The following is a 24890-nucleotide window of genomic DNA, read 5'->3' on the forward strand; positions in this document are numbered from 1 at the left end:
GATGAAGCCGATGACGCTGCTCGTGGCGCTCAGCGCGGCCCTGACGGGCTGCTCGACGATGGACCCCAAGGTCGAGGTGGCGGGGCCCACGTCGATGTACCCGCAGCCCCAGCCGCAGCCCCAGGTCTCCAATGGCGCGATCTTCCAGGCAGCGGCCTATCGCCCGCTCTTCGAGGACCATCGCGCGCGCCTGCCGGGCGACACGCTGACGGTCAACATCGTCGAGCGTGTCCAGGCCAGCCAGAAGTCCACCACCACGGTGGATCGCACGGGCAAGGTCGAGGCCGGGGTGAAGGCACTGCCGTTTCTGAGCAGCAACTCGTTCGATCGCGCCAGCGTCTCCGGTTCCTCGTCCAACACCTTCTCCGGCAAGGGCGGGACCGAGAGCACCAACAACTTCACCGGCACCATCACCGCCACCGTCATCGAGGTGCTGCCCAACGGGCACCTCGTGATCGCCGGCGAGAAGCAGATCGGCCTCAACAAGAACGTCGAGGTGATGCGCTTCTCGGGCCGCGTCGATCCTCGCTCCATCCAACCCGGCAATATCGTCGCCTCCAGCCAGATCGCCGACGTGCGCCTGCAGTACAAGGGGCAGGGGCAGCAGGCCGAAGCCCAGGGAATTGGGTGGTTGGCCCGGTTCTTTTTGAATGTTCTTCCGATGTGAGCGGGGCCAACAATCGTTCCCAGGAGCGTCGTGCAGTCTCGGCGCTCACGCGGCTCTGAAACCATCGGGTGCAGGGCCCGCATCAGGGAAAGAGAGTGGGCCGATGAAGATCACGACCGAACGTCTGTTGCGCGCCGCCGTCGCCTTGGCGGCGTTGCTCGCCAGCGCGGCGCTGTGGTGGCCCTTGCCGGCGAATGCGCTGCGCATCAAGGAAGTGGCTGCCGTCCAGGGCGTGCGCGCCAACCAGTTGGTCGGCTATGGCCTCGTCGTCGGTCTGGATGGCACGGGTGACCAGACCACGCAGACCCCCTTCACCACCCAGAGCATCGCGGCGATGCTGCAGCAGATGGGCGTGAGCATCCCGCCCGGCACGAACATGCAGCTGCGCAACGTGGCGGCGGTGATGGTGACGGCCCAGCTGCCCCCCTTCGCGCAACCCGGTCAGGCCATCGACGTGAACGTCTCGTCGATGGGCAACGCCAAGTCGCTGCGCGGCGGCACGCTCATCGCCACCCCGCTCAAGGGCGCGGACGGGCAGATCTACGCCCTCGCGCAAGGCAATGTCGTGGTCGGCGGGGCGGGCGCCTCGCAAGGCGGTAGCAAGGTGCAGATCAATCACTTGAGCGCCGGACGCATCCCCGCGGGGGCCACCGTCGAGCGCGGCGTGCCCACCCCGCTGGCGCAGTCCGAGTACATCCAGCTCGACCTCAACGCGGCCGACTTCAACACCGCGCGCCAAGTGGCGCAGGCCATCAACCGCGCCAAGGGAGCCGGGGTCGCCGAGGCGCTGGACGGCCGCGCCGTGAGGGTGCGGGCCCCGGCCGCGCCGGGCGAGCGCGTCGCCTTCCTGGCCGACATCGAGAACCTGCCGATCGACATCGCGACGCCGGCCGCGAAGGTGGTGCTCAACGCCCGCACCGGCTCCATCGTGATGAACCAGTCGGTCACGCTCGGGCCGTGCGCCGTCGCGCACGGCAACCTCTCGGTGAGCATCAGCTCCACCCCCGTCGTGAGCCAGCCTGGGCCCCTGTCGGGCGGCCAGACGGTGGTGACGGAGAAGTCCGACATCCAGATCCGTCAGGACGGCGGCGCCCTCATCCAGATGCCGGCGGGCACCCAGCTCACCGACGTGGTCAAGGCGCTCAACGCACTGGGTGCCACGCCGCAGGACCTGCTCGCGATCCTGCAGGCCATGAAGGCCGCCGGGGCGCTGCAAGCCGAGCTGGAGGTGATCTGATGTCCGCGCCCATCGGCCTCGCCACCGACGCCCGCTCGCTCGAGGCCTTGCGCTCGGCGGCTGCCCAGGACCCGAAGGCAGCGGTCAAGGAGGCGGCCAAGCAGTTCGAGGCCGTCTTCATGCAGCAGCTCATGAAGAGCATGCGCAGCGCCTCGCTCAAATCGGACCTGTTCGACAACGAGGGCTCCGACCTGGCGACTGAGATGCTCGACTCGCAGTATGCGACGGCGATGAGCGGGCGGCCGGGCGGCCTCGCCGATCTGATCGCCAGGCAGCTGTCGCGCCACATGGGCGGCGCCGAGGCGATGACGCCGGAGGACCTCACCCTGCGGTTGCCCCCGGCCTTCAAGAAGCTGCCGCAGGACATCGCCGCGCCCAAGGGCGGCGGCAAGCAGGCGCAGTTCCTGCGCCAGCACTGGGATGCGGCCCAGGCGGCCAGCCGCGACACGGGCATTCCTGCCGAGTTCATCCTCGCCCAGGCCGCCCACGAGTCGGGCTGGGGCCGGCGCGACATCCGCCGCGCCGACGGCAGCCCCTCCTTCAATGTGTTCGGCATCAAGGCCGGTGCGTCCTGGAAGGGCGACGTGGCCGAGGTCACGACGACCGAGTACCTCGGCGGTCAACCGCGCAAGGTGCGGGCGAAGTTCCGGGCCTATGCCAGCGCCGAGGAGGCGTTTCGCGACTACGCGCGCCTGCTGAAAAACAACGAGCGCTACGCCAAGGTGATCGAGAACGCCAAGACGGCGCGTGGGTTCGCGCAGGGCTTGCAGCAGGCGGGCTACGCGACCGACCCGCAGTACGCGGCCAAGCTCACGCGCATCATCAACACCACGCTGCAACTGCAGCGCGCGACCACCTGACGGGAGCACGACATGCCCGGCATCATCAGCCTCGGAACGCGTGCCATGTTCGCCGCGCAGGCGCAACTCAACACCACCGCGGCGAACATCTCGAACGCCAACACTCCGGGCTATTCGAGGCAAACGGTCGAACTCGAGACAGCCGGGGGGCAGTTCACCGGCGCGGGCTTCTTCGGCAAAGGCGTGAACATCACGACGGTGTCGCGCGCGCACGATGCCTTCCTCAGCCGCGAAGTGACGCTCAGCCAGGCGCTGGCCGCGCACGATGCCGCGCGGCTCGAGCAGTTGCAGCGGGTCGAGCGCGTGTTCGACCTGGGCGAGAACGGGCTCGGTGCACGCGTATCGGCGTTCCTGAACGCCTTCGTCGACGTGGCCAGCGATCCCAACGACCCGTCGGCACGCCAGGTGGTGCTGTCGCGCGCGCAGGCGCTGACGTCGCAGGTGCGCTCCGTGGCCGCCCAGCTCGACAGCATCCAGACCGGCGTCACCGAGGACATCAAGACCTCGGTGGATGCGGCCAATCAGCTCGTCCAGCGCATTGCCGACCTGAACCAGCAGATCGCGCGCGTCAAGGGCTTCGGCCATGAGCCGAACGACCTGCTCGATCAGCGCGAGCAACTCATCAACGAGCTGAACCACTACATCGGGGTGACCCAGATCCCGGCGAGCGACGGCACGGTGGGCCTGTTCATCGGCGGCGGGCAGAAGCTCCTCCTCGGCAGCAACGCATTGGAGTTGCGGGCCTTGCCCGATACCTACGATTCCTCGCGCGTCGTGCTGGGCGTCCACGAGGGCGGGGTGGATCGACGCTTGGACGACCGCGTCCTGGGGGGAGGGTCGATCGCGGGGCTGCTGAGGTTCCAGAGAGAAGACCTGCCGGTGGCCATCAACGAAGTGGGCCGCCTGGCCGGGGTGATCGCCGCCCGGGTGAACGCGCAGCACGCCGCCGGCACGACGCCGCCCCCGGTCGCGCCCGGCCCGCCCATCTTCGCGACCGGCGCGCCGCGAGCGCTTCCCGCCTCGACGAATACCGGAACGGCCGCGGTCGGGGTCGTCATCCAGGACGCGACCCTACTGTCGGCGAAGGATCTCGAGCTGACGTTCCGAAGCGGCGCCTGGCAAGTGCGCGAGTTGCCGGACGGTTCTTTCACGGCCTTGTCTGCCGCGCAGCTTCTCTCGGATCACGGTCTGCAGCTGTCCTTCTCCGGCACCGCCCAGGAGGGGGACCGGTTCCTCCTCGAGCCCTCACGCCTGGTGGCCGCGAGCATGGACGTGGTACTGAACGATCCGATGAGACTGGCGGCCACGAGCGCCACCGAGTCGAACGGCAACGCCAAGGCCATGTTGGCGTTGCGCGACGAACGCATGGTGCGGGGCATGACGCTGGCCGACGCCTATGCCGGCGTGACGGCGTCGGTCGGGGTGCGCGTCATGGGCGCGGAGGCCGCCAGCGAGATGTCGTCTTCGATCGCCAAGGACGCCGAGGTGCGGCGCAACAACGTCGAAGGCGTCAACCTCGACGAAGAAGCTGCCCGGCTGATCCAGTTCCAGCAGGCCTATCAGGCCGCGGCCAAGGTGTTGCAGGTCGCACAGTCCGTCTTCGACACGCTGCTGCAAACGGCGGCGCGGTGAGGCGGAACTTCGTTGACGAATGAGGAATGAACCATGCGTGTCGCCACCGCCTTTTCCTACCAGCAGGCGATCGCCAACCTGCAACGCCGGCAAGAAGACCTGTCGGAGTCCCAGAATCGGCTGACGTCCGGCAAACGGGTGCTCCTGCCCAGCGACGACCCGGTCGCGGCGCGCCGGGTCGAGCGCGCGCTCGCGGTGGAGGCGCGCGTGGAGGCGACCAAGCGGGCGGCCCAGGCCAGTCTGAATGCGATGACGCTGGCGGAAAGCGCGCTGGGCGGCGCCAACGACATCCTGCAGGCCATCCGCGATGCCGCGGTAGCGGCCGGCAACGGCGCCTACGGCGACAAGGAGCGCGCCATCCTCGCGCAGCAGATCCAGCAGTACAGGGATCAGCTCCTCGGGATCGCCAATCGCACGGACGCAGCTGGCAATCCGTTGTTCGGGGGCGCCGGAGTCACGGGCGATCCTTTCGTGCCTAACGGCGCGGGGCGGGTGGAGTTCTGGGCCGCCCCCGGTTCCGTCGGCGTGGACAACCAGGAAATCCTGCCCGTCGCGGTGGACGGCGCCTACGCCTGGGATGCGACGCCGGGGCTAGAGGTTCCGATCTTCAAGACCTTGGACGACTTCATCGTCCAGCTGAGGACGGGCGGCATGACGTCCGCGGCCGTGTCGAGCGCCGTGCAGACGGCGCTCGGCGGCATCGACGCCGGCATGGAGCGTCTGCAGGCCGCTCGCGCCCAGGTGGGCGACACCCTGAACCGCATCGACGCCATCGTGGCGCGCCTCGACGCGCTGGATCTCAACGCCAAGACAGACCGCTCGAATGCGGAAGATTTGGACATGGTGGCCGCCATCTCGGACTTCCAGAACAAGCAAACCGGCTACGATGCGGCCTTGAAGACGTACGCGCAGGTGCAGCGGCTGTCCTTGTTCGACTACCTGCGCTGAAGGCGGCGAGGTCCGGGCCCCGCTCGCCCGCGTCGGGCCCATGAGGGGGGCTCGTCGGGCGCCACCAGGGCATGACGGAGGGGCTGTGCCGCCTGGCGTCGCACACGACAAAGAACACCAGCCATTCGCCGATGGATCAAGACGTCCTGCGCAACATCGCGCTCAGCTACTCTCCCATGGTGGACCGCCAGCGGTCCTTCGCCGCCACGCGGCTGACCGTGTCGGCCCTGCGGTCGGGGCAGCCGCTGCAGGCCGACCAACTGCTGGCAGCCATCTCCGAGGTGTGGCCCCACGCGGGCACCCGCGTCTCGCTGAACGTCATGAGCGAGACCCTGCTCAACGATCTGCTGCGCGCCAAGCCGGTTTCCAACGTGATGATCGAGATTCCCTCGTTCATCGCCTGTGACCCGCAGAACACGGCCGCGATCCAGGAGCTGCACTCGAACGGCAACACGCTGCTGCTGCATGGGCGTCCGACCATGCTGCTGCCCCGAGAGCTGCTCTCGTGCTTCAAGTACTCGATCATCGATCTCGCCGAGGACCGCCGCAAGAACGAGACGACGGGCCCCGGCGAGCCGGGCGTCACGCGATCGGTGGGCTTCATCCAGAGCGGCGTGCGCACCGTGGCCGAGATGGAGAACAGCTTCGGCCGCGGAGCGGTGGCCATCCTGGGCTGGCCGATCGACGACGTGACCGCGGACTCCGGCGTCAAGAAAGGCGCGCCCGACATGGGGGTGCTCGTCGAACTGATCCGCCGCGTCGACGACGGCGACGACGTCGACAAGCTCGAGGCGGTGCTCAAGCGCGACCCGACGCTGGCCTTCCAGCTCATGCGCTACATCAACTCGCCGGCCTTCGGCCTGTCGGTCGAGATCAGCTCGTTCCGCCACGCCATCATGCTGCTGGGGTACAAGCGGCTCAAGCGCTGGCTCGCCCTGCTGCTCGCCACCGCCAGCAAGGACCCGAACCTCAGGCCCGTGATGTACGCCTCGGTGCGACGCGGCATCTTCATGGAGCAGATGGTCGCGCCGGCCGGGGACGACGAGATGCGCGGCGAGGTGTTCATCTGCGGCGTCTTCTCGCTGCTCGACAAGCTCTTCCACCGGCCGTTCGACGACCTGCTGAAGACGATCCCGGTGCCAGAGCGGGTGTACCAGGCGTTGGCCGAGGGCGTCGGGCCCTACAGCCCCTACCTCGAACTGGCCCGTGCCGTCGAAAGCGAAACCGCGCCGGTGATCAACGAGCTGGCCGAGCAGTTGCTGGTGGGACTGGCCGAGGTCAACCGCGCGGTCCTGGCAACGCTCACGCTGGCATCCCAGCTGGAATGACGGCCGTACGGGCGCGCCGGCGCACCCCGGCGGCAGAATCCCGGCGTCGGGGCGCGTGCACGACGGGCGCCCGGGCGGGGTGAAGGGGTGCAGACGCGCGGCGGCCGATGACCGCCGTTGGATGAGGAGTGCATGAGCTCGAACGGCAGCGAAGTGGACGAATCGGCATCGTCTCCCGACGGGCGCGATGCCCTGCGCGCGCCGCTGGGCCCTGCCGTGGTGTTGCGTACCAACGGCGCCATCGAGGCGGCCAACCCCCAGGCGCAGGCGTTGCTGCCGCTGCCTGCCGGCGGCATGGTCTCCGGCTGGGTGTCGGTGCTGGGGTTCGCGGCGGTTCAATGGATCTTGGCCCAGTTGCGCCATCCCCCGGGGGCGGCAGCGCAGACCGGCCCGCGTGTGATGCTGCCCGGCGGCCGTCCCGCGCGGCTGGTGATGACGGGCGAGTCCTCCGAACGGTGGCTGCTGCGATTCGAGCAGGCTCCGAGGGCTGCGGCGCGGCGTCACGCGCAGGGGGACGACGTGGCCTTGCGCGAGTTGCGCGCGATGTTCTGGGACTCGCCGTTCCCCGCCACGCTGCAGGACGAGGACCACCGCTTCGTCGAGGTCAACGACGCGTTCCTGCAGTACACCGGCTACCGGCAGGAGTACCTCAGCGGGCTGGATGCTCTGGCGCTCATCCACCCCGAGGACCGGGACCGCCTCGACAGCGAACGGCGGCAACTCGACCTGGAGGTCGACCGCCCCGATGTGGCGAGCACGGTCGAGCGAAGGCTGGTGGCGGCGAACGGAGAGGTGCGCTGGTTTCGCGCGGCCCACCGGCGCGTGAGCGACGCCGAAGGGCGGCGGCTGAGCTTCTCGGTGCTGTACGACTGCACCGCCGAGCACCTGGCCAGGGAGCGCGCCGAGCGCTCGGTGCACGAGCTCGACCAGTGGTTCGAGCTCTCGCCGGTGGGCATGATGCTGTTCGACGAGGACGGGCTCGTGGTCCGCTCCAATCCGGCGCTGCAGCAGCTCATCGGCGTCGTGCCGTTCTTCTTGACGCAGGCCCACCCGAGCCTGCAGGAGCTGCTGGGATGGTACGCGGGCGGGCCGCTGGCCGCGCTGCATCCCGACAGCCAGCCGGTCCATCGCCACGGTTGGGTCGAGCACGCCGAGGGGGAGCGCTCGCTCTATGCGGTGGTCCGGTGCCTGGAGGAACGACAAGGTCATCGGCGCTACATGGTGGTGATCGAGGACCGCACCGCCGAGGACGCGCTCGACGTCGCTCAATCCCAGCTCGGTGCGCTGGCCGAAACGACGCAGGCCGGGCTCGCGACCTTCGACGTCTACACCGGCCGGTTCCAGTTTCCGCCGGCACGGCGGCCCGCGCAGGGGCAGGAGCTGTTGTCCAGCGAACTGCGCGCCATCAGCCGCGACCTGGTGCGCCCCGACACGCTGCCCGAGTTCGACCGCGTGCAGCAGGCGCTGCGCCAGGGCGAGCGCGCCGACGCGCGGTATGCGATCCAGCATCCCGAGCTCGGGCTGCGCTGGCTCCACACGCGGGTGGAGCCGCGGCGCCTGCACTCGGGCCGCCGGGGCACCTCCATCGTCACGCTCGACGTCACCGAGCAGCACCTCACCCAGCAGCGCAGCGAGCGCATCCTGCGCGAACTCACCACCATCCTCGAAAGCACGACGGCCGGCATCGGCTACTTCCGTGGAGCCGTGCTGCTGCGCTGCAACCGGCAGTTCGAGCGCCTGCTCGGCCTCGACGAAGGCGACAGCGCCCTCGACCGCCCGTTGTGCGAACTGCTCGAGGCGGTGGACGGCGCGGCCGGGTGGGTGGGCGAAGCGCTGGCGGCGGTGGCCGAGCAGGGGCAGTTCGAGACCGAAGTGGCACTGCGCCGGCCGGACGAGCCGGTGCGCTGGTTGCAGCTCACGATGCGCCGGATGGACAGCGCCGGCCCGGAAGTCGAATCCATCGTGGTGCTGTCCGACGTCACCCGGCTCAAGCTCCAGCAGGCCGAGCTCGAAGCCGTCGCCCGCGACCGCGAACTGATGTTCAGCCTCTCGGACATCGGCATCGTGTTCCTGCTGCACGGCAAGGTCCAGCGGGCCAACGAGGGCTTCACACTGCTCACCGGCTACAGGGCCGACGAGCTCGTCGGCCTGGAGGAGAACAGCCTCTTCGTCGAGAGCCAGGACGAGCCCCGGCCGCTCGTGGAAGGCGGCGCCGGCATGCAGGCCCGCTGGACGGGCGAGCGCCTGCTGCGTCGCAAGGACGGCACGCTGTGCTGGGTGCAGGTGCACAAGCGCCTCGTGCACGACGACGACGTCAATGGCGGCGTGATCGCCTCCTATGTCAATGTCGATGCGCGTCGCCGGGCCGAGCAGGCGTTGGCCACGCAGGCGGAGCGCACGCGCGCGGTGCTCGATTCGGTGCTGGTGGGCATCGTCACCGTCGGGCCGCGCGGTATCGAGTGGATGAACCGCTCCGCGCGCCGCATGTTCGGCGGCGACCTGCAGGACTTCCTCGGCCGGCCGATCAGCGTCGTCGCCTCCGAAGACCCCGAGCATCCGTTCCGCCGTGCCGGGGTGATCGACTACCTGGAAGAAGGGCAGGCCCACACCTTCGAGTGCCAGGTGATGGCGCGCGACGGCCGCAACTTCTGGGTCGTGGGCAATGCCGTCGTCACGGGCGCTGGTCCCCAGGGGCGAGAGATCACCTACGCGCTGCTCGACATCGACAGCCGCCGGCAGGCCGAGCAGCGCATCGCCGAAGCCCAGGCCTCGCTGCGCCGCGTGATCGAACTGGCGCCGCTCGCGATCGCGCTGTTCGATGCCCGCACGCTGGCCATCCAGCAGCTCAACCAAAGCGCCGCTTCCGCCATCGGTCGCCCGGTCGAAGCGCTGATCGGCTTGCGCCTCGAGGAGATCTTCCCCGCCGAGCAGGCGCGTCAGTACCGAGAGGACATGGAGTCCGCCTTGCGCCGCATCGGCGTCACGCAGCGCGAATACCGCGTCGAGGTGCGGGGCCAGCCCCACGTCTGGGACGCGCGCTTCCTCCCGCTTGCCAGCCCCGGCGAAGCGCCCGACCAACTGCTGCTGGTGGCCACCAACGTCACCGAGCAGCGTGCCGCCCAGGAGGCCCGGCTCGAGGCAGCCATCGCGCAGCGCGAGCTCCTCGTCAAGGAAGTGCACCACCGCATCAAGAACAACCTGCAGGGCGTCGCCGGTCTGCTCCAGCAGATCGCGCAGCGCAAGCCGGAGATGGCCGGCCCCATCAGCGAGGTGGCCGGGCAGGTGCAGGCCATTGCCCACGTGTACGGCCTGCAGGTCGGCTCCGTCGGGCCCTTGCGCCTGCAGCGTGTGGTGGAAGCGATCACGGGTTCGGTGCGCAAGACGTTCGACCGGCCGATCACGCTCGAGTTCGTCGGCGAGCGGGTGGACGACTGGGTGCTGCCCGAAGCCGAGTCCATTCCCATCGCGCTCACGCTCAACGAGCTGTTGACCAACGCGATCAAGCACAGCCGGGGCGAGGGGGAGGTGGTCTGCCGGTTGGAGTCCGAGGTCGACGGCGTGCAGATCGACGTTTCCAATCCGGGGGCCCTCCCGCTCGACTTCAACCTCGCGAAGTTCCCGGGCGGGGTGTCCGGACTCGGCTTGATACGCGCTTTGCTGCCGCGCCGCAGTGCCCGTCTCACGTTGGAGGCCGCCGCCGGCCGGGTGAGCGCCCGGGTGCGCATCGTGCCCCCCGGTGTCGGCCGCGCTTGAGGCGCGGCAAACCCGTGACGGTCTGCCCGTGACCCGCCCTCGCGCCGGGTGCGACCGGGCCCCGGGGCCACCTCCAGCGGCCAAGGCGCACGTGGGAGCGCGGCCGGGGCGAGTTTTCCGCCACAATGGCGGCGGGGCCGGCCTTCCGGCAAGTCATCCGCGAACAAGGCGCACGTGGCGAACAAGGGCAAGATCCTGGTGGTGGACGACGACCGTCTGGTGCTGGCCACCCTGACGCATGGCTTGGTGCAGGCGGGCTACGACGTCATCGACGCAGACAACGGCGACGACGCGATCCTGCTCGCCCGCGAGCACCGGCCGCAGCTCGCGCTGCTCGACATCCGCATGGAGGGCAAGAGCGGCTTCGACGTGGCCGCCTATCTGCGCGACTACCTGAAGATCCCCTTCATGTTCCTCTCCGCCTTCTCGGACGAGGAGACGATTCGGCAAGTCCAGGCGCTGGGCGCGGTGGCCTACCTCGTCAAGCCGCTCGACATCCGCCAGATCGTGCCGGCCGTGGAGGCCGCGTTCGCGCACCGCCAGCACGTCACGGCGCAGGCTCCGGCCGCCGCGCCGGCCGTGGAGCAGGGGGCGCCCGCCGGTCTTCTGGACGACATCGTGCCGATCGCCGTCGGCATCGCCATGCACCGGTTCTCCCTCGACCGCAAGCAGGCGCTGGAGAAGCTGCAGCGAGCCGCCGAACAGGAGCGCGTGAGCCTGGAGGAGCAGTGCCGCCGCATGGTGCAGGCGCTGGAGACCCTGGTCGCCCCGGGCCGGCTGTAGGCGCGGTCCGTCCCTCGCTGGGTCACACCCGGCGTTCGCCCAGCGTGAAGTAGAACGTCGCCCCCGCCCCCACCTCCGATTCGGCCCAGATCTGGCCGCCGTGGCGGCGGATGATGCGCTGTACCGAGGCGAGGCCGACCCCGGTGCCCGGGAACTCGGTGGCCCCGTGCAGCCGCTGGAACACGCCGAACAGGCGGTCCGCGAAGCGCATGTCGAAGCCCGCTCCGTTGTCCTTGACGAAGTAGATCGTGCGCTGCCCCTCGTGGCGAGCGCCGAATTCGATCAGGGCGCGCTCGCGCTTGCTGCTGTACTTCCACGCGTTGCCCAGCAGGTTCTCCAAGGCCACGCGCAGCAAGGTGGGATCGCCTTCTGCGACCAGGCCGGGCGCGATGCGCACCTCGACCAGGCGGCCGGGGCTTTGCCGGCGCAGGTCGTCGACGATGTAGGTCGCCAGCTGCGACAGGTTGACCGGCTGGTGCTGCAGCGGTTGCGCCGACAGACGCGACAGCGACAGCAGCGCGTCGATCATGCCGTTCATGCGGGCGGCCGCGCCCAGCACGCGGTCGAGATGGTCGTTGCCGATGCGGTCGAGCGAGCGGCCGTAGTCTTCCTTGAGGATGCGCGCGAAACCCTCGACCACCCGGATCGGTGCCCGCAGGTCGTGCGAGACGGTGTAGCTGAAGGACTCCAGTTCCCGCTCGGCCGCCTGGCGCTCGGCACGGGCGATCTCATCGGCGCTGGTGGTCGCCGGCGTGAACACGGCGAGCAGGACGCGCCGCTCGGTGCCACCGTGCCGGAAGGTGAACGTGTCCAACTGGGCCGTCCACGTCGGGGCGCCGCCGCCCGCATGCGCGGGCAGGGGCACCCCGAGGTGTTCGCACACGGGGGCCAGCGGCCAGTCGGGCACGCGCGCGAGCGCCTCGATCAGATCGCACCCGGCGAGCCGGGTGGGGCTGTCGCCCAGGTGCCGCGCGGCCACGCCGTTGCAGTGCCGGATCCGGAAACGCGCCTCAGCCCCGTCTGCGGCTTGCGCGAGGACGACGGCGCTGGGCACCGCATCGAGCAGGTGCAGTCCCACTTCGCGATCGAACTGCAGCTCCGTGCGTTCGGACACGTCGCACGCCGTGCCTTGGTAGCCGATGAACCGGCCCTGGGTGTCGAACCGAGGCAGCCCTTCGAGCAGCCAGAGACTGCGGCGGCCCTCGGCCTCGAGCCGGTGCGCGGCGAGCCCCTCGATCGGGCGGTGCGCCTCGAGCATCTGGCGGAACGCCCGCCACAGTTCGGCATCGCTGTGGAAGTCCTCCCAAAGAGGGCGCCCCAGCCGGTCCTCCACCTGCCAGTCGGCGGCGGGCGCGCCGCGGGGCGGGCGCAGCAGCACCAGTCGATGGCCGGCGTCCGTTTCCCAGTACCACAGGGGCAGGAGTTGGGCGAGCCCCTGGTGCTGCAGCTGCAGCCCACGCTGGGCGGCGTCCAGACGCTCGAGCCGTTGCGAGAACCACCAGGCGAGCGACATCGCCAGCACCAGGCCGAGCACGAAGACGAGCATCAGCACGCCCGACTGCATCACCGCGCGCACGCCCTCGGCCCACGAGTCATGAAGCCAGGCGGCCCCGGCCACGCTCAACCCCACCCACACGAGCGTCACGGCCGCGCCGGCTCCGGCGGCGAAGACCAGGCGCCTGCCCGCGGCTGCGTCGGCAGTGGGATGGACGGAACTCATCGGGGGCATTGTACGAAGGCGCCTGTGCACGGGATCTCTGGGCGGGATGGCGTGCAGGCCCGAGGCGCTGCGACCGCCGCCCGCGCCGCCAGGCGGCACGGATCAGGGCTTTCCCCAGGCAGGCTCAAGCGAGACACGTGGGTGCCGAAAACCGGCAGACCGGGCGGGCGAGCATCAGCGCTTGCGAACCGGATGTCATTGATGTGCGACAAGACCCCTTTGCTGGTGCATCGACAATCGGTCGTGCCATGCTTGCAAATCGGCCTGGGTGTGACGCAGATCACGGCGCGCTTCGGCGCGCGGGAGCCTGTCTGCCCAGAGGGCCCCGGTTTCGGGGAGGATGTGCATTTGGCACGCGCGAGCGGGCGGTTTCAGCCTGAAGCGACCTGCGCTTTCGCTTTGCCGGATCATGAGTCGATGAGGGCCGCCCCGCCCACGAGGCCGGGCCGCCAGCCAGTCATGGAGCCCCACATGTTCGTACCCGACCCCAGCGTCTTCGATGGCGAGGCCCTTGCGCGGCTGCGCGAACTCGACCCGAAGGGGGAGAGCCGACTGCTGGAGCGCCTGTTCCGGACGTTTCAGTCCTCGCTGGACAAGCTCATCCCCCAGATGTTGAACGCCCACAAGGCCGGTGATCTCGCGACAATGCGGTTGACGGCCCACACGCTGAAGTCTTCCAGTGCGAGTGTGGGCGCGGCACGCCTGTCGGCCTCCTGCGCGGAACTCGAGGCCGCCATACGCGCAGGCGGCCCGGGGCCTTTTGACCGCCTCGTGGAGGCCGTGCGGCAGGAGGCCGCACGGGTGCATCAGAGTCTGGAAGGCTTGCTGGGGTCCGATTGATGGTGTCTCACCCGCCACGCGATGGAGCCGACGAAGATCGGCCCTCGGTGCTGCTCGTCGACGACGACGAGGTCAACTTGCTGTTGACCTCGACGGCCCTGCGCGAGCGCGGCTTCTCCATCACGGAGGCCTCCAGCGGGCCCCAGGCCCTGCGCCTGCTGGCGGACTGGTCTCCCGACGTCATCGTGCTGGACGCGATCATGCCCGGGATGGACGGCTTCGCCGTGTGCCGCGAACTGCGCCACATGGCCGGCTTCCTGTCCACCCCGGTGCTCATGCTCACCGGTCTGGACGACGAGGCCTCGATCAACCGGGCCTATGAGGTCGGGGCCACCGACTTCTTCGTCAAGTCCAACCAGTGGAGCCTGCTGGCCGGCCGACTGCGCTACCTGCTGCGCTCGTCCCGCACGCGCCAGGAGCTCGAGCGCAGCAAGGCGCAGTTGGCCCGGGCCCAAGATCTCGCCCGTATGGGCAGCTTCGACTGGTATCCGTTGCACCGCGAGCTCGTCGTCTCGGTCGAGGCCCTCAAGGTGTTCGGCCTCAGGCCGGGCGAAACACTGCCCCTGCGCTCGGCGCTGCGCATGATCGCGCGCGAGGAGCGCAAGCGCTTCTTCGCCATGCTGCGCGAAGTGGGGCGGCACTACTCGGTCCTGTGTACGGACGTGCCGGTCGTGCTGCGCGACAGCCGCCAGCGCGTATTGCACCTGGAAGCCGAGCCCGAGTTCGACGAGCACGGCCATGTCGTGCGCTACACCGGCATCATCCAGGACGTCACCGACCGCCGGATCGCCGAAGACAAGATCAAGCACCTGGCCAACTTCGATGCGCTCACCGGTTTGCCCAATCGCAGGCAACTCATCTGGCGCTGCGAGCGGGCCATCGAGCACGCCCGCAACCTCGGGCACCAGGTGGGCCTGCTGCTGATCGACCTCGACCGCTTCAAGATCATCAACGACACGCTGGGCCATTCGGCCGGGGACGAACTGCTGGTCGAAGTCGCCAAGCGGCTGCGCGGTTGCGTGAGGCATTCCGACCAGGTGATCGACACCACGTTCGAGACGCTGGGCGCGCGGGCGCACCGCACGCTCGAGGCCGTCGGCCGCCTCGGCGGAGACGAGTTCGTGGCTTTGCTGCCCGAAGTGACCGAGGAGCGTGACGCCGAGCGCGTGGCCATGCGCATCCTGGAGGCGCTGCGCGACCCGGTGCTGGTGGGCGGGCAGGAGTGTTTCGTGACCGCCAGCGTCGGCATTGCGATCTTCCCGCGCGATGGGCAGAGCGTGGCCGACCTGCTGCGCAACTCGGACGTGGCGATGTATTCGGTCAAGGCGGCCGGTCGCAATGCCGCTTCGGTCTACACGCCCCAGCTCGCCGGCAAAGGGCGCGAGAAGCTCGAACTGGAGACCGCGCTGCACAAGGCGCTGGAGCGCGAGGAGCTGGTGCTGCACTACCAGCCCAAGGTCGATGTGCGCAGCGCCAGGATGGTGGGTGCCGAGGCGCTGATGCGCTGGCAGCGCGGCGGCCAGCTGGTGCCGCCGGCCGAGTTCATCCCGCTGGCCGAGGAGACGGGCCTCATCATCCCGATGAGCGAATGGGCGATCCGCGAGGCGTTGCGGCAGGCCCGCGTCTGGCAGGAACGCTTCGGTTTCGACGCCTCGATTGCCGTCAACCTGCCCAGCCGGCTCTTCCAGCGCCATGGCCTGGTCGAGCACGTGCTGCAGTGCGCGGGCGAGAGCGGTGTGTCGGCCGACAAGCTGGAGCTGGAGATCACCGAGACCGGGCTGATGAAGGATCTGCAGTCCGTCATTCCCTCGCTGCGGCAGCTCACCGACGTCGGCGTCGAGATCGCGATCGACGACTTCGGCACCGGCTACTCGTCGCTCGCCTACCTCACCACGCTGCCCATCCGCGAGCTCAAGATCGACCGATCCTTCGTGCACGACCTCGGGGTGCGGCACGAGAGTTCCGCGGTCGTCACCGCCATCATCGCGCTCGCCCGGTCGCTGGGCCTGCGAGTGATCGCCGAGGGCGTGGAGACGCTCCTGCAGATGGAGGCGCTCAACCGTCTCGGTTGCAGCGTCATGCAAGGCTTCCTGTTCAGTCGCCCGTTGCCTGCGGAGCAAGTGGAGCTGTGGCTGCAGCAGACGGTGCTGCCACGCAAGGCGCCGTGGATCGGCCGTGTCGGGGCAGCGAGCGAGGACGCAGGGGCCGTGTCCGCCGGGCGTCAACCCTGGCCGCATTCAGTGCTTTGATGGACGCGCCGCCCTCCGGCCGCAGTGGTCCGGCCACGCTTCCTGCGCCGCTCGGCGATGCGCCGCGCACGCCCGCACAGCTCGCCAAGGCCGCCTTGCTGCGTCTGGCGCAGGAGCGACTCGAGCCGACGCCCGACAACTACGCGCGGGCTTACCGCGCCGAGGCCGGCGAGCCCGCGGCTCCACCTGCGGAAGCCGCGGACGCTCTCAAGGTGCTGGAGCGGCTGATCGAGCGCCAGCGGCTCGGCGCCGAGCTGGCCGACGCCGTTCGCCAGCGTCGATGGGAGCAGGCCGAGCGCCTCGCGGCACAGGCGGCCCCTGCTTCGGCGGCGGGAGCCGCCGACGACGCCGCGTCCTGGGCGCCGCTCATCGGGCGCTTGGTGCGCGGTCTGGAGCGTGGAGGGCGCCAGTGGACGAGCGCGCGCAAGAAGGACAGCCTGCAACGCGTCCTGACGGCGCTGCGCCACGAGCCCGCGAAGCTGCCGCAGCGCCTGTCGCAGCTACTCGACCAGTGGGAGAGCGACCGGCTCGACGACCCCGCCTTTGTCGCCGAGGAGGGGGCGCCGGCGCCCACGGGTTTCGGCGCCTCGGGCTTCGGCCTCACTCGCCCCGGGCCGCTGGAGGGGGCGGCTGCCATCGAGCCGGAGCCGGCACTGAGCACGGCCTGGCAGGCCGCGGTCGCGGACCTCGCCCGGGCGACGCAACCGGTGCTGCCCGACGATGACTCCCGTTGCGTGCGGCTCAAGGGGCGGCTCGAGGATCTGTTGCCCGCTCTCCAAGAAGAGCCCGACGACGGACTGGCCGAGGACTGGCGAGGCTGGGCGGCCGATGCCCGCCGACTGCTCGAGCACCGGCAGCACCTCACGGAGCAGTTGCGCGCACTTTGCCAGGAGCTGACCGAGGGCTTGAGCGATCTGACCGAGGAGGGCAGCTGGGTGCAGGGGCAATGCCAGTTGATGCGGGCCCGCCTGGAGGAGGGACTGACCGCACGCACCGTGCGCAGCGTCAACCACTTGCTGCACGCCACCCGCAGCCAGCAGCGCGAACTCAAGCAGCAGCGCGAGCGCGCCCGCGACGCTCTGAAGCAGGTGATCAACACCATGCTGGAGGAGATCCAGACGCTCAGCGCCGACACCGGGCGCTTCCACGACAACGTCGGACGCTACGCGACCGTCATCGAGCAGGCCGAATCGCTGGAAAGCCTGGCCGGCGTGGTCAAAGAGCTGGTGGAAGAGGCCCGCACGGTGCAGGCCCAAGTGGGGCAGGCGCAGCAGCGGCTCGTGCGCGAGCAGGCGCAGGCGCGCCAACTCGACGAGCGCGTGCGCGAGCTCGAAGCCGAGTTGCAGCGCCTGTCGACCGAGGTGGCCACCGACCCGCTGACCCAGATCGCCAACCGGCGGGGCCTGATCCAGGCGTTCGAGGCGGAGCAATCGCGTACCGAGCGCAGCGGGCAGCCCCTGTCCGTGGGGCTGCTGGACATCGACAACTTCAAGAAGCTCAACGACAGCCTCGGCCACCAGACCGGCGACGAAGCGCTCAAGTTCCTCGCGCATCACGTCAAGCAGGCCCTGCGGCCGATGGACACGGTGGCCCGCTATGGCGGCGAGGAGTTCGTCGTGCTGCTGCCCGACACCACCGCCGAGGAGGCGCAGGTGGTGCTCACCCGTCTGCAGCGCACGCTCACGGCCCAGTTCTTCATGCACGAGGAACGCCAGGTGTTCATCACCTTCTCCGCAGGCGTCACGCTCTACCGACCCGGCGAGCGCCTGGAAGAGGCGCTCGAGCGGGCCGACGAGGCTCTGTACGAAGCCAAGCGCACCGGAAAGAACCGCACCTGCCTCGCATGAGTCGGCCGGCCGCGGCTGCGCGGATCGCCCGGGCTCCGTCGGGTTGCAGCGGCACGATGCTTGCCGGCAGTGGGGCAGGGCGGCTTGCAGGACGCCCGCGTTCGTGAAGGAGTGCTCATGTTGCCGATGCCGATGCCCCGTGCCGCCGCCCCGGAGGGCCGGTCTGAGCCCGCGCGAGGCCCCCACACGCGGCGCAAGAACCCCGGCAAGCGCCCCGGCCAAGGAGGAAGCTGAGCCGGCCCCGGCGGGCCGCGGAGCGCTGCCCACCCGTAACGAGCCCGGCCCGCCGGGAGTTCAGATTGCACGGTCCGACGTGGGTTGTGGACCGGCGCGACTTCAAGTCGAGGGAGCGGGTGCCGATAATCCGGCGAGTCCTGCCGGGTGGCGGCGGGACCTTACCGCCCGCCTCGAACCTCGCGATGCCGCCTGCCGACCGTTCTCCCAATGCCGACCTTGCCTGGGTCGGCCAACTCGCCAACGCCACGGCCACCGCCATCTTGGTGCACCGGGGCGGCGAGTTCGTGTTCGTCAACCGCGCGGCCTGCGAGCTCACCGGCTACAGCCAGTCCGAACTGCGCCACATGCAGTTCTGGGAGCTGGCTCACCCGGAGGACCGGGAGCTGCTGCGCGAACGCGGCCTCGCGCGCTCCCACGGGCTGGATGTCCCCCACCGGTACGAACTGCGCATCCTCCATCGCAACGGCGAGGTCCGCTGGGTGGATCTGTCCGCCTGCCGTATCGACTGGCAGGGGCAGCCCGCCGTGCTCGGCACGGCCTACGACATCACCGAGGCGCGCCTGGCGCAGGTCGGCCTGGAGCGGCTGATGCGGCTGTATGCGCTGCTGTCCCAGACCAACCTGGCGCTGCTGCGCAGCCGCACCGCGCGCGAGCTGTTCGAGGCCGTGTGTCAGGCTGCGGTGCACCAGGGCGGGTTGCGCTTCGCTTGGGTGGGGCTCGACCGGGGGCCGGGTGAGTTTCTCTCGGTCGCGGCGCGCTGCGGCGAGGATGCGGGCTACCTCGAACGCGTGCTGCAGGGCGATTTCCGCAACATGCCCGGCCCGATGCGACAGGCGATCGAGACGGGCGAGGTCGTGGCGGTGGGGGACTTCGCCCGCGACCCTCGCACCGCGAAGCGGTGGGAGCACGCGCGCAAGGCGGGCATCGCCTGCATGGCGGCTCTGCCCGTGCGTGTGCGCGGCAAGAGCATCGGCGCGCTGGGTTTGTACTCGTCCGAGCCGGGCTGGTTCAGCGAGAGCACCTTGAGCACGCTCCAGGCGATGAGCTGGGACATCGCCTTCGCGCTCGACCACCAGGCCAGCGAAGCCGAGCGCGAACAGGCGCTGGTGCAGCTGCGTCTGGCGCAGCAGGCGCTCGTCTCCAGCCCCGTCCTGCTGTTCCGCTGCCGGGCCGACGATGGCATGACGATCGACTACGTGTCCGACAACGTGCGCCGCCTCGGCCACGAGCCCGCCGCGCTCGTCGGTCGGCGTTTCACCGACCTGGTCCATCCCGCAGACCTGATGGTGTTGTCCGAGAAGATTGCTCGCCAAGTCGAGGCCGGGGCGGACGAGTTCACCGAGGTCTACCGCATGCTCAACGCGCGGGCCGAGCCCGTGTGGGTGGAAGACCTCTCCGTCGTGACCCGTGACGAGCATGGCCGCGCGCTGTACTACCAGTGCACCGTGCACGACATCACCGAGCGCAAGCGGGCCGAGGATGCCCTGCGGCGCAGCGAGCAGCACCTGAGCGACCTGGTCGAGGGCATCGAGGGGATCGTGTGGGAGGCTGACGCCACGTCGTTGCGCTTCAGTTACGTGAGCCCCCAGGCCGAGCGCATCTTGGGCTACCCGGTGAGCCAGTGGCTGCACCAGCCCGACTTCTGGGTGGCGCACCTGCACCCGGACGACCGAGAACAGACCGAGCGTATCTGCCGAGTGGCGACCGAGGCGGGCCAGGACCACGACCTCGAGTACAGGATGGTGGCGGCCGACGGACGGGTCGTGTGGTTGCGCGACATCGTGCGTGTGGTACAGGACGACGGCGGACCGATGCGCCTGCGCGGCCTGATGATCGACGTGACCGAACGTCGGCTCGCGATGGAGTGGCAGCAGCACTACGGCTGGGTGCTGGAGCGGGTCGTGCAGGGCGCGGCGCCGGACGAACTGCTCGACGGCCTCGCCCGATTCATCGAAAGCCAGTGCGTGGCCGCGCGCTGCGCGGTCGTCGCGCTGTCGGAGGACGGCGAGCGGCTCGAGCTGGTGGCCGCGCCGACCCTGCCGGCCGAGTATGCGGCGTCGCTGGATGGCCGGCTCGCGTCGGACGTCGATGGAGGGCCGGTGGCATGGGCCGCGCAGCAGCGTGCCCGCGTGGTCGTCGACAGTGTGCGCGACTGGGGGGAGTCCGCGGTGTGGCGCGACCGGGCGCTCGCCGCCGGCATCGGCTCCGTCTGGGTCGAACCGGTGCTCACCGACGAAGGGCAGGTGCTCGCCGTCATCGCCTTGCACCGCGCCGACGCTCATCGGCCGACGCCGGAAGAGGAGCGGGCCGTATCGCACGTCACTCATCTGTGCGCGCTGGCGCTGGAGCGTGCGCGACAGCGCGATGCCCTGCGCCTGGCCGGTGTGGTCTTCGAGCACAGCGGTCAGGCCCTGCTGGTGCTCGATCGCCAGCTGCGGGTATTGGCCGTCAACCCCGCCTTGCACCGGCTCACGGGGCATGACGCGCAGCAACTGATCGGGCGCACGCTCGACGTGCTCGTCGTGCCCTCGGGCGAGCACGGCCTGCACGAGCTGGCCCGCAAGGCCGAGCAAGGGCGACCGCATGAAGGTGAACTCTCGCTGGCGACGCGGGACGCCCGCTCCCTGCCGATGTGGGCAAGCTTGAGCCCCGTGGTGGACGCCGAGTCCAAAGTGCGGCGGTATGTGCTGGCGCTGACCGACCTGTCCGAGCACAAGTCGCAGGCGGCGCGCATCGAGCGGCTCGCGTTCTACGACAGCCTCACCGGGCTGCCGAACCGCGCGCTCTTCTTCGACCGGCTCAAGCAGGCGCTCGCGGCCCATGAGCGCGACGGCCAGGGCCGCACGCTGATGATGATCGACCTCGACCGGTTCAAAGAGGTCAACGACAGCCTGGGTCACGAGGCCGGCGACGCGCTGCTGGCGCAGCTCGCGCAGCGGCTCGAAAGCGTGCTGCGACACAGCGAGACGCTGGCTCGCTACGGCGGCGACGAGTTCCTCGTGCTCGTCGAAGGCGATGCCTCGCAGTGCGGCGCGCAGGTGGCCGAGCGCCTGCTGCGCGTGCTGCGCGAGCCGATCCGCGTGGCCGGCCAGGAGTTGAGCGTGGATGCGAGCATCGGCATCGCCGGCTGCCCACAGGACGGCAAGGCCCTCGACGAGCTCTTCAAGGCGGCCGACATCGCGATGTACCGCGCCAAGCAAAGCGGCGGGGGCTTTCGGTTCTACAGCGCGGAAATGGGGCGCCAGACCGAACGCTCCGCCGCGCTCATGCGTGAGCTCAAGCGTGCCCTGCGCGAGCCCGGCCAGCTCGCGTTGCACTTCCAGCCCCTCGTCGATCTGCGAGACGGGCGCCTTTGCGGCGCCGAGGCGCTGCTGCGCTGGACTCACCCAGAGCTGGGTCCCGTGCCTCCCGCCGAGTTCATCCCCGTGGCCGAGCGGGGCGGTCTCATCGTCTCGCTCGGCGAGTGGGTGATTGCCGAAGCTGCCCGGTGGCTCGCGCACTGGGCGGCCGAGGGGGCGTGTCTGCCGGGGCGGCTGGCCATCAACATCTCGGCCTTGCAGCTCGACAAGGTCGAGTTCACCGAACGCACGGTCGAGTTGCTGCGCCACGCCGGCGTGCAACCGGACCAAGTCGAGCTGGAGGTGACCGAGAGCTCGCTGATCCAGGACCCGGAGCACACGGCCCACGTGCTCGACGGCTTGAAGGCACAAGGCTTCGCCGTCGCGATCGACGACTTCGGCACCGGCTACTCGTCGCTCGCCTATCTCAAGCGTTTCGCGGTGGACAAGCTCAAGATCGACATGTCCTTCGTGCGCGACATGCTCACCGACCGCAACGACCGCGCGATCGTGGCTGCCATCGTGGCGATGGCGCGCAGCCTGGAGCTGGACACGCTGGCCGAAGGCGTGGAGTTGCCCGAACAGGCCGAAGCGCTGCGCGCCATGGGCTGCTTGCAGGCGCAGGGCTGGCACTACGGCAAGGCGATCCCCGGTGACGAGTTCGCCGAGCGGTGGTTGCAGCCGCTGGCCGTCGCGTCAGCGTGAGGGCGAAGACCGCTCGTCACCCTCGGACGCGCCGCCGCTCGCGGCCGGCAAGTCCTCGTTGCTGACACGGGGGGAAGGTCTTGCGCGCGAGGCTGCGCGTACGCTGCGCTCGACCTCGTCGGCGTCCGCCAGCGTTTCCTCGATCTCCTCGCGCTCGTTCACGGTGGCGATGCGTTCCCTCAAGGGCTTGCCGGGGCCGGCAGCTCGACGTGCATCTGGCATCGGTCTCTCCTCCATCGAACAGGGATGACGCCACAGGCCCTGCAACCCGCGTGCCGGAGACGCACGCCTGGCGGAGGCGGTGAGATTCGAACTCACGGAAGGGTCGCCCCTTCGCCGGTTTTCAAGACCGGTGCCTTCAACCACTCGGCCACACCTCCAGGCCCGTGGGATTCTATCGCCGCGCTCACCCCGGCGGCTGTGCCTGTTCGCACTCGATCTGGATGATCTCGCGCCGTCCGCCGTCGATGCGACAGGCGGTGAGACGGCCGCCCCAGACGCAGCCCGTGTCGAGCGCGAGGAGGTCGGGGCGCTGCACGAGCCCGAGGGTGGACCAATGGCCGAAGGCCACGGGGGTGCCGGCGGTCTTGCGGTCAGGCACGTCGAACCACGGCATGTAGCCCTCCGGCGCCTTCTCGGCGGACTCCTTCGCCGCGAACTCCAGGTGGCCGTCGGGCGTGCAGAAGCGAATGCGCGTGAGCGTGTTGACGACGTTGCGCAGGCGGTCGTGACCTTGAAGCTCGTCGCTCCAGCGTGCCGGCTGATTGCCGTACATCTCGCGCAGGAACTCGCGATGGTGCCGATGATCGCGCAGGCACTCCTCCACCTCGGCTGCCAGCTGCAAGGTGAGCGCGGCATCCCAGCTGGGAGCCACCCCGGCATGCGCCATCAGCCAGCCGTGCTCCTGCACGGCCAGGCGCCGGTAGCGCACCCACTCCAGGAGCGCGTCGCGGTCGGGGGCGTTCAGCACCTCGTGCAGCGTGTCGCTGCGGTGCGGCGCGCGCAAGCCGGCGGCCACGGCCAGCAGGTGCAGGTCGTGGTTGCCCAGCAAGCAGGTGGCAGCGTCACCCAAATGGCGCAGCAGGCGCAGCACCTCCAGCGAACACGGGCCCCGGTTGACCAGGTCCCCGAGCACGTACAGCCGATCCCGGGACGGACTGAAGCCGACGCTTGCCAGCAGGCGCTCGAGCGGGTCGCAACAGCCCTGTAGGTCTCCGACGAGGTAGATCATGGCGCGATTCTGCTACGCTTGGTGGCTATTTTTCTCGATCCGGGTGGGCCCCGGGGCTGCATGGACGTCGCGTTACTGGTTTTCCTGATACTGCTCAACGGCGTCTTCGCCATGTCGGAGATGGCGCTCACGGCAGCCCGGAAGGTGCGATTGCAGGTCATGGTCGAAAGCGGCGACGACGCCGCGCGCGTGGCCCTGGACCTTCACGAGAATCCCACGAAGTTCCTCTCGGTGGTGCAGATCGGCATCACCTCGATCGGCGTGCTCAACGGCATCGTGGGCGAGGGCGCCTTCTCCGCGCCCCTGGCCGCGTGGCTGACCGACGACCTCCATGTGTCCGAGCGGATTGCCGGCGGCGCCTCCACCGCGCTCGTGGTCGTGATCATCACCTTCCTGACGATCGTCTTCGGCGAGCTGGTCCCCAAGCGACTGGGCCAGATGTACCCGGAGGCCGTGGCACGGCTCGTGGCCCGGCCGATGGAGTGGCTCTCCTTCGCCGCGCGGCCGTTCGTGCGTGTGCTGTCGTGGTGCACCCAGGCGGTCCTGAGCTTGCTCGGCATGAAGGACTCCCCGCGTCGCGCGGTGACGGAGGAGGAGATCGCCGCCAGCCTGGAGGAGGGGCTCGATGCGGGCGTGATCGAAGCCCAGGAGCACCAGATGGTGCGCAACGTGTTTCGGCTGGACGAACGCCCGGTGAGCTCGATGATGATTCCTCGTGGCGATATCGTCTGGCTCGATGCCACGGCGCCGGCAGAGCTTGCGCTCAAGATCATCGCCGAGACGGAGCACTCGCGCTATCCCGTCTGCCGCGGTGGGCTCGACGATGTGGTGGGCATCGTCGCCGCCCGGCAACTTTTGCAGCAGCTTGCCGAAGGGCGGCAGCTCGATCTGACTGCGCAGCTGCAGTCGCCGGTGTTCGTACCCGAGACGCTCACGGGCATGGAGCTGCTGGAGAGCTTCCGTGCCTCCGACATGCAGATGGTCCTCGTCGTGGACGAGTACGGCGAGATCCAAGGGCTCATCACGCTGCAAGACGTGCTGGAGGCGATCACCGGCGAATTCGTCGCCCCCAGCTCCGAGGACGCATGGCTCGTGCGCCGCGACGATGGCACCTGGCTCATCGACGGCCTCACGCCAGTGCACGAGCTGAAGGACCGCCTGGAGCTGCGCGAGCTGCCCGAGGAGGATCGCGGGCGTTACAACACGCTCGCCGGTATGGTGATGCTGCTGCTCGGCCGGCTGCCTCGCACCGCAGATGCGGTCGAGTGGGAGGGCTGGCGCTTCGAGGTGGTGGACCTCGACGGCAAGCGTGTGGACAAGGTGCTCGCCTCGCGCCTGCCGGAGCCCGCCGAACCCTGACATCTCTGTCGGGGCGCTGCTCGGTCGCGCAGCGGCCCAGGCTCGCACACGCGCACGGGGCAGGCCCCGAGATCCGGGGGCACTCCCGCGGAACACCGATTGCTTTCGGTGCGTGGTCTCACCCGATCACGACAAGGGAACCGGCCACGTCATGAG

The 24890-nt window shown here is 69.7% G+C and carries 16 protein-coding genes and 1 tRNA gene; 13 read left to right on the top strand and 4 right to left on the bottom strand.

Annotation, left to right across the window (positions count from 1 at the left end; all coding sequences use genetic code 11):
- Nucleotide 1 precedes the first annotated feature (1 nt).
- From OMP39_RS04080 to OMP39_RS04115, 8 genes are all read left to right on the top strand, one after another.
- Entirely contained in the window at nt 2-667 is a 666-nt protein-coding gene (locus tag OMP39_RS04080) for a flagellar basal body L-ring protein FlgH (protein ID WP_264893520.1), read from the top strand.
- Between the two features lie 103 nt (nt 668-770).
- Nucleotides 771-1904, top strand: coding sequence for a flagellar basal body P-ring protein FlgI (locus tag OMP39_RS04085; protein WP_264893521.1), 1134 nt, complete (start codon nt 771-773; stop codon nt 1902-1904).
- A complete protein-coding gene (gene flgJ, locus OMP39_RS04090; protein ID WP_264893522.1) occupies nt 1904-2764 on the top strand; it encodes a flagellar assembly peptidoglycan hydrolase FlgJ in 861 nt (286 codons plus the stop codon). Before OMP39_RS04085 ends, flgJ begins: the two co-directional genes overlap by 1 nt.
- A gap of 12 nt (nt 2765-2776) precedes the next feature.
- Nucleotides 2777-4396 carry a flagellar hook-associated protein FlgK gene (gene flgK / locus OMP39_RS04095; RefSeq protein ID WP_264893523.1) on the top strand — a complete coding sequence of 540 codons (1620 nt, stop codon included), beginning with the start codon at nt 2777-2779 and terminating at the stop codon, nt 4394-4396.
- A 33-nt stretch (nt 4397-4429) separates the two neighbouring features.
- Complete coding sequence (gene flgL / locus OMP39_RS04100) at nt 4430-5344, top strand: flagellar hook-associated protein FlgL (protein ID WP_264893524.1); 915 nt, start codon at nt 4430-4432, stop codon at nt 5342-5344.
- Between the two features lie 131 nt (nt 5345-5475).
- Entirely contained in the window at nt 5476-6672 is a 1197-nt protein-coding gene (locus OMP39_RS04105) for an EAL and HDOD domain-containing protein (RefSeq protein WP_264893525.1), read from the top strand.
- Between the two features lie 132 nt (nt 6673-6804).
- On the top strand, nt 6805-10425 hold the full coding sequence (locus tag OMP39_RS04110; RefSeq protein ID WP_264893526.1) for a PAS domain S-box protein: 3621 nt from the start codon (nt 6805-6807) through the stop codon (nt 10423-10425).
- A gap of 174 nt (nt 10426-10599) precedes the next feature.
- Nucleotides 10600-11208: a response regulator gene (locus OMP39_RS04115; protein ID WP_264893527.1), complete on the top strand. Its 609-nt coding sequence runs from the start codon at nt 10600-10602 to the stop codon at nt 11206-11208.
- 22 nt (nt 11209-11230) lie between these two features.
- Here the strand turns inward: OMP39_RS04115 and OMP39_RS04120 are convergent, their stop codons facing one another.
- The gene (locus tag OMP39_RS04120; RefSeq protein ID WP_264893528.1) at nt 11231-12928 is read right to left on the bottom strand and encodes a sensor histidine kinase; all 1698 of its coding nucleotides are present in this window, start codon (nt 12926-12928) and stop codon (nt 11231-11233) included.
- Nucleotides 12929-13129: 201 nt separating this feature from the next.
- Here OMP39_RS04120 and OMP39_RS04125 point away from each other — a divergent pair, with 201 nt between their 5' ends.
- The 4 genes from OMP39_RS04125 to OMP39_RS04140 all read left to right on the top strand — a co-directional run bounded on the left by OMP39_RS04125 (nt 13130) and on the right by OMP39_RS04140 (nt 22144).
- A complete protein-coding gene (locus tag OMP39_RS04125) occupies nt 13130-13768 on the top strand; it encodes an Hpt domain-containing protein (RefSeq protein ID WP_264893529.1) in 639 nt (212 codons plus the stop codon).
- Between the two features lie 47 nt (nt 13769-13815).
- The gene (locus tag OMP39_RS04130) at nt 13816-16017 is read left to right on the top strand and encodes a putative bifunctional diguanylate cyclase/phosphodiesterase (protein ID WP_264893530.1); all 2202 of its coding nucleotides are present in this window, start codon (nt 13816-13818) and stop codon (nt 16015-16017) included.
- Nucleotides 16017-17864, top strand: coding sequence for a GGDEF domain-containing protein (locus tag OMP39_RS04135; protein WP_264893531.1), 1848 nt, complete (start codon nt 16017-16019; stop codon nt 17862-17864). Before OMP39_RS04130 ends, OMP39_RS04135 begins: the two co-directional genes overlap by 1 nt.
- A 419-nt stretch (nt 17865-18283) precedes the next feature.
- Complete coding sequence (locus OMP39_RS04140; protein ID WP_264893532.1) at nt 18284-22144, top strand: EAL domain-containing protein; 3861 nt, start codon at nt 18284-18286, stop codon at nt 22142-22144.
- On the opposite strand, the gene OMP39_RS04145 is transcribed toward OMP39_RS04140, so the two are convergent.
- From OMP39_RS04145 to OMP39_RS04155, 3 genes are all read right to left on the bottom strand, one after another.
- On the bottom strand, nt 22136-22366 hold the full coding sequence (locus OMP39_RS04145; protein WP_264893533.1) for a hypothetical protein: 231 nt from the start codon (nt 22364-22366) through the stop codon (nt 22136-22138). The genes OMP39_RS04140 and OMP39_RS04145 overlap by 9 nt on opposite strands.
- Nucleotides 22367-22434: 68 nt before the next feature.
- A tRNA-Ser gene (locus tag OMP39_RS04150) sits at nt 22435-22524 on the bottom strand.
- A 26-nt stretch (nt 22525-22550) separates the two neighbouring features.
- Nucleotides 22551-23375, bottom strand: coding sequence for a symmetrical bis(5'-nucleosyl)-tetraphosphatase (locus tag OMP39_RS04155; protein ID WP_264893534.1), 825 nt, complete (start codon nt 23373-23375; stop codon nt 22551-22553).
- A 60-nt stretch (nt 23376-23435) separates the two neighbouring features.
- Here OMP39_RS04155 and OMP39_RS04160 point away from each other — a divergent pair, with 60 nt between their 5' ends.
- The gene (locus tag OMP39_RS04160; RefSeq protein ID WP_264893535.1) at nt 23436-24734 is read left to right on the top strand and encodes a hemolysin family protein; all 1299 of its coding nucleotides are present in this window, start codon (nt 23436-23438) and stop codon (nt 24732-24734) included.
- The last annotated feature ends 156 nt before the right edge of the window (nt 24735-24890 follow it).

The sequence above is a fragment of the Schlegelella aquatica genome, from assembly GCF_026013905.1.
Classification (GTDB): Bacteria; Pseudomonadota; Gammaproteobacteria; order Burkholderiales; family Burkholderiaceae_C; genus Caldimonas; species Caldimonas aquatica.

What these genes read in the sequence shown, in the direction of transcription:
- OMP39_RS04105 (WP_264893525.1), top strand. Translation starts at nt 5,476, where the DNA reads ATGGATCAAGACGTCCTGCGCAACATCGCGCTCAGCTACTCTCCCATG.
- OMP39_RS04145 (WP_264893533.1), bottom strand. Translation starts at nt 22,366, where the DNA reads ATGCCAGATGCACGTCGAGCTGCCGGCCCCGGCAAGCCCTTGAGGGAA.
- OMP39_RS04120 (WP_264893528.1), bottom strand. Translation starts at nt 12,928, where the DNA reads ATGAGTTCCGTCCATCCCACTGCCGACGCAGCCGCGGGCAGGCGCCTG.
- OMP39_RS04155 (WP_264893534.1), bottom strand. Translation starts at nt 23,375, where the DNA reads ATGATCTACCTCGTCGGAGACCTACAGGGCTGTTGCGACCCGCTCGAG.
- OMP39_RS04140 (WP_264893532.1), top strand. Translation starts at nt 18,284, where the DNA reads ATGCCGCCTGCCGACCGTTCTCCCAATGCCGACCTTGCCTGGGTCGGC.
- OMP39_RS04160 (WP_264893535.1), top strand. Translation starts at nt 23,436, where the DNA reads ATGGACGTCGCGTTACTGGTTTTCCTGATACTGCTCAACGGCGTCTTC.
- OMP39_RS04125 (WP_264893529.1), top strand. Translation starts at nt 13,130, where the DNA reads ATGTGCGACAAGACCCCTTTGCTGGTGCATCGACAATCGGTCGTGCCA.
- flgL (WP_264893524.1), top strand. Translation starts at nt 4,430, where the DNA reads ATGCGTGTCGCCACCGCCTTTTCCTACCAGCAGGCGATCGCCAACCTG.
- OMP39_RS04110 (WP_264893526.1), top strand. Translation starts at nt 6,805, where the DNA reads ATGAGCTCGAACGGCAGCGAAGTGGACGAATCGGCATCGTCTCCCGAC.
- flgK (WP_264893523.1), top strand. Translation starts at nt 2,777, where the DNA reads ATGCCCGGCATCATCAGCCTCGGAACGCGTGCCATGTTCGCCGCGCAG.
- OMP39_RS04085 (WP_264893521.1), top strand. Translation starts at nt 771, where the DNA reads ATGAAGATCACGACCGAACGTCTGTTGCGCGCCGCCGTCGCCTTGGCG.
- OMP39_RS04135 (WP_264893531.1), top strand. Translation starts at nt 16,017, where the DNA reads ATGGACGCGCCGCCCTCCGGCCGCAGTGGTCCGGCCACGCTTCCTGCG.
- flgJ (WP_264893522.1), top strand. Translation starts at nt 1,904, where the DNA reads ATGTCCGCGCCCATCGGCCTCGCCACCGACGCCCGCTCGCTCGAGGCC.
- OMP39_RS04080 (WP_264893520.1), top strand. Translation starts at nt 2, where the DNA reads ATGAAGCCGATGACGCTGCTCGTGGCGCTCAGCGCGGCCCTGACGGGC.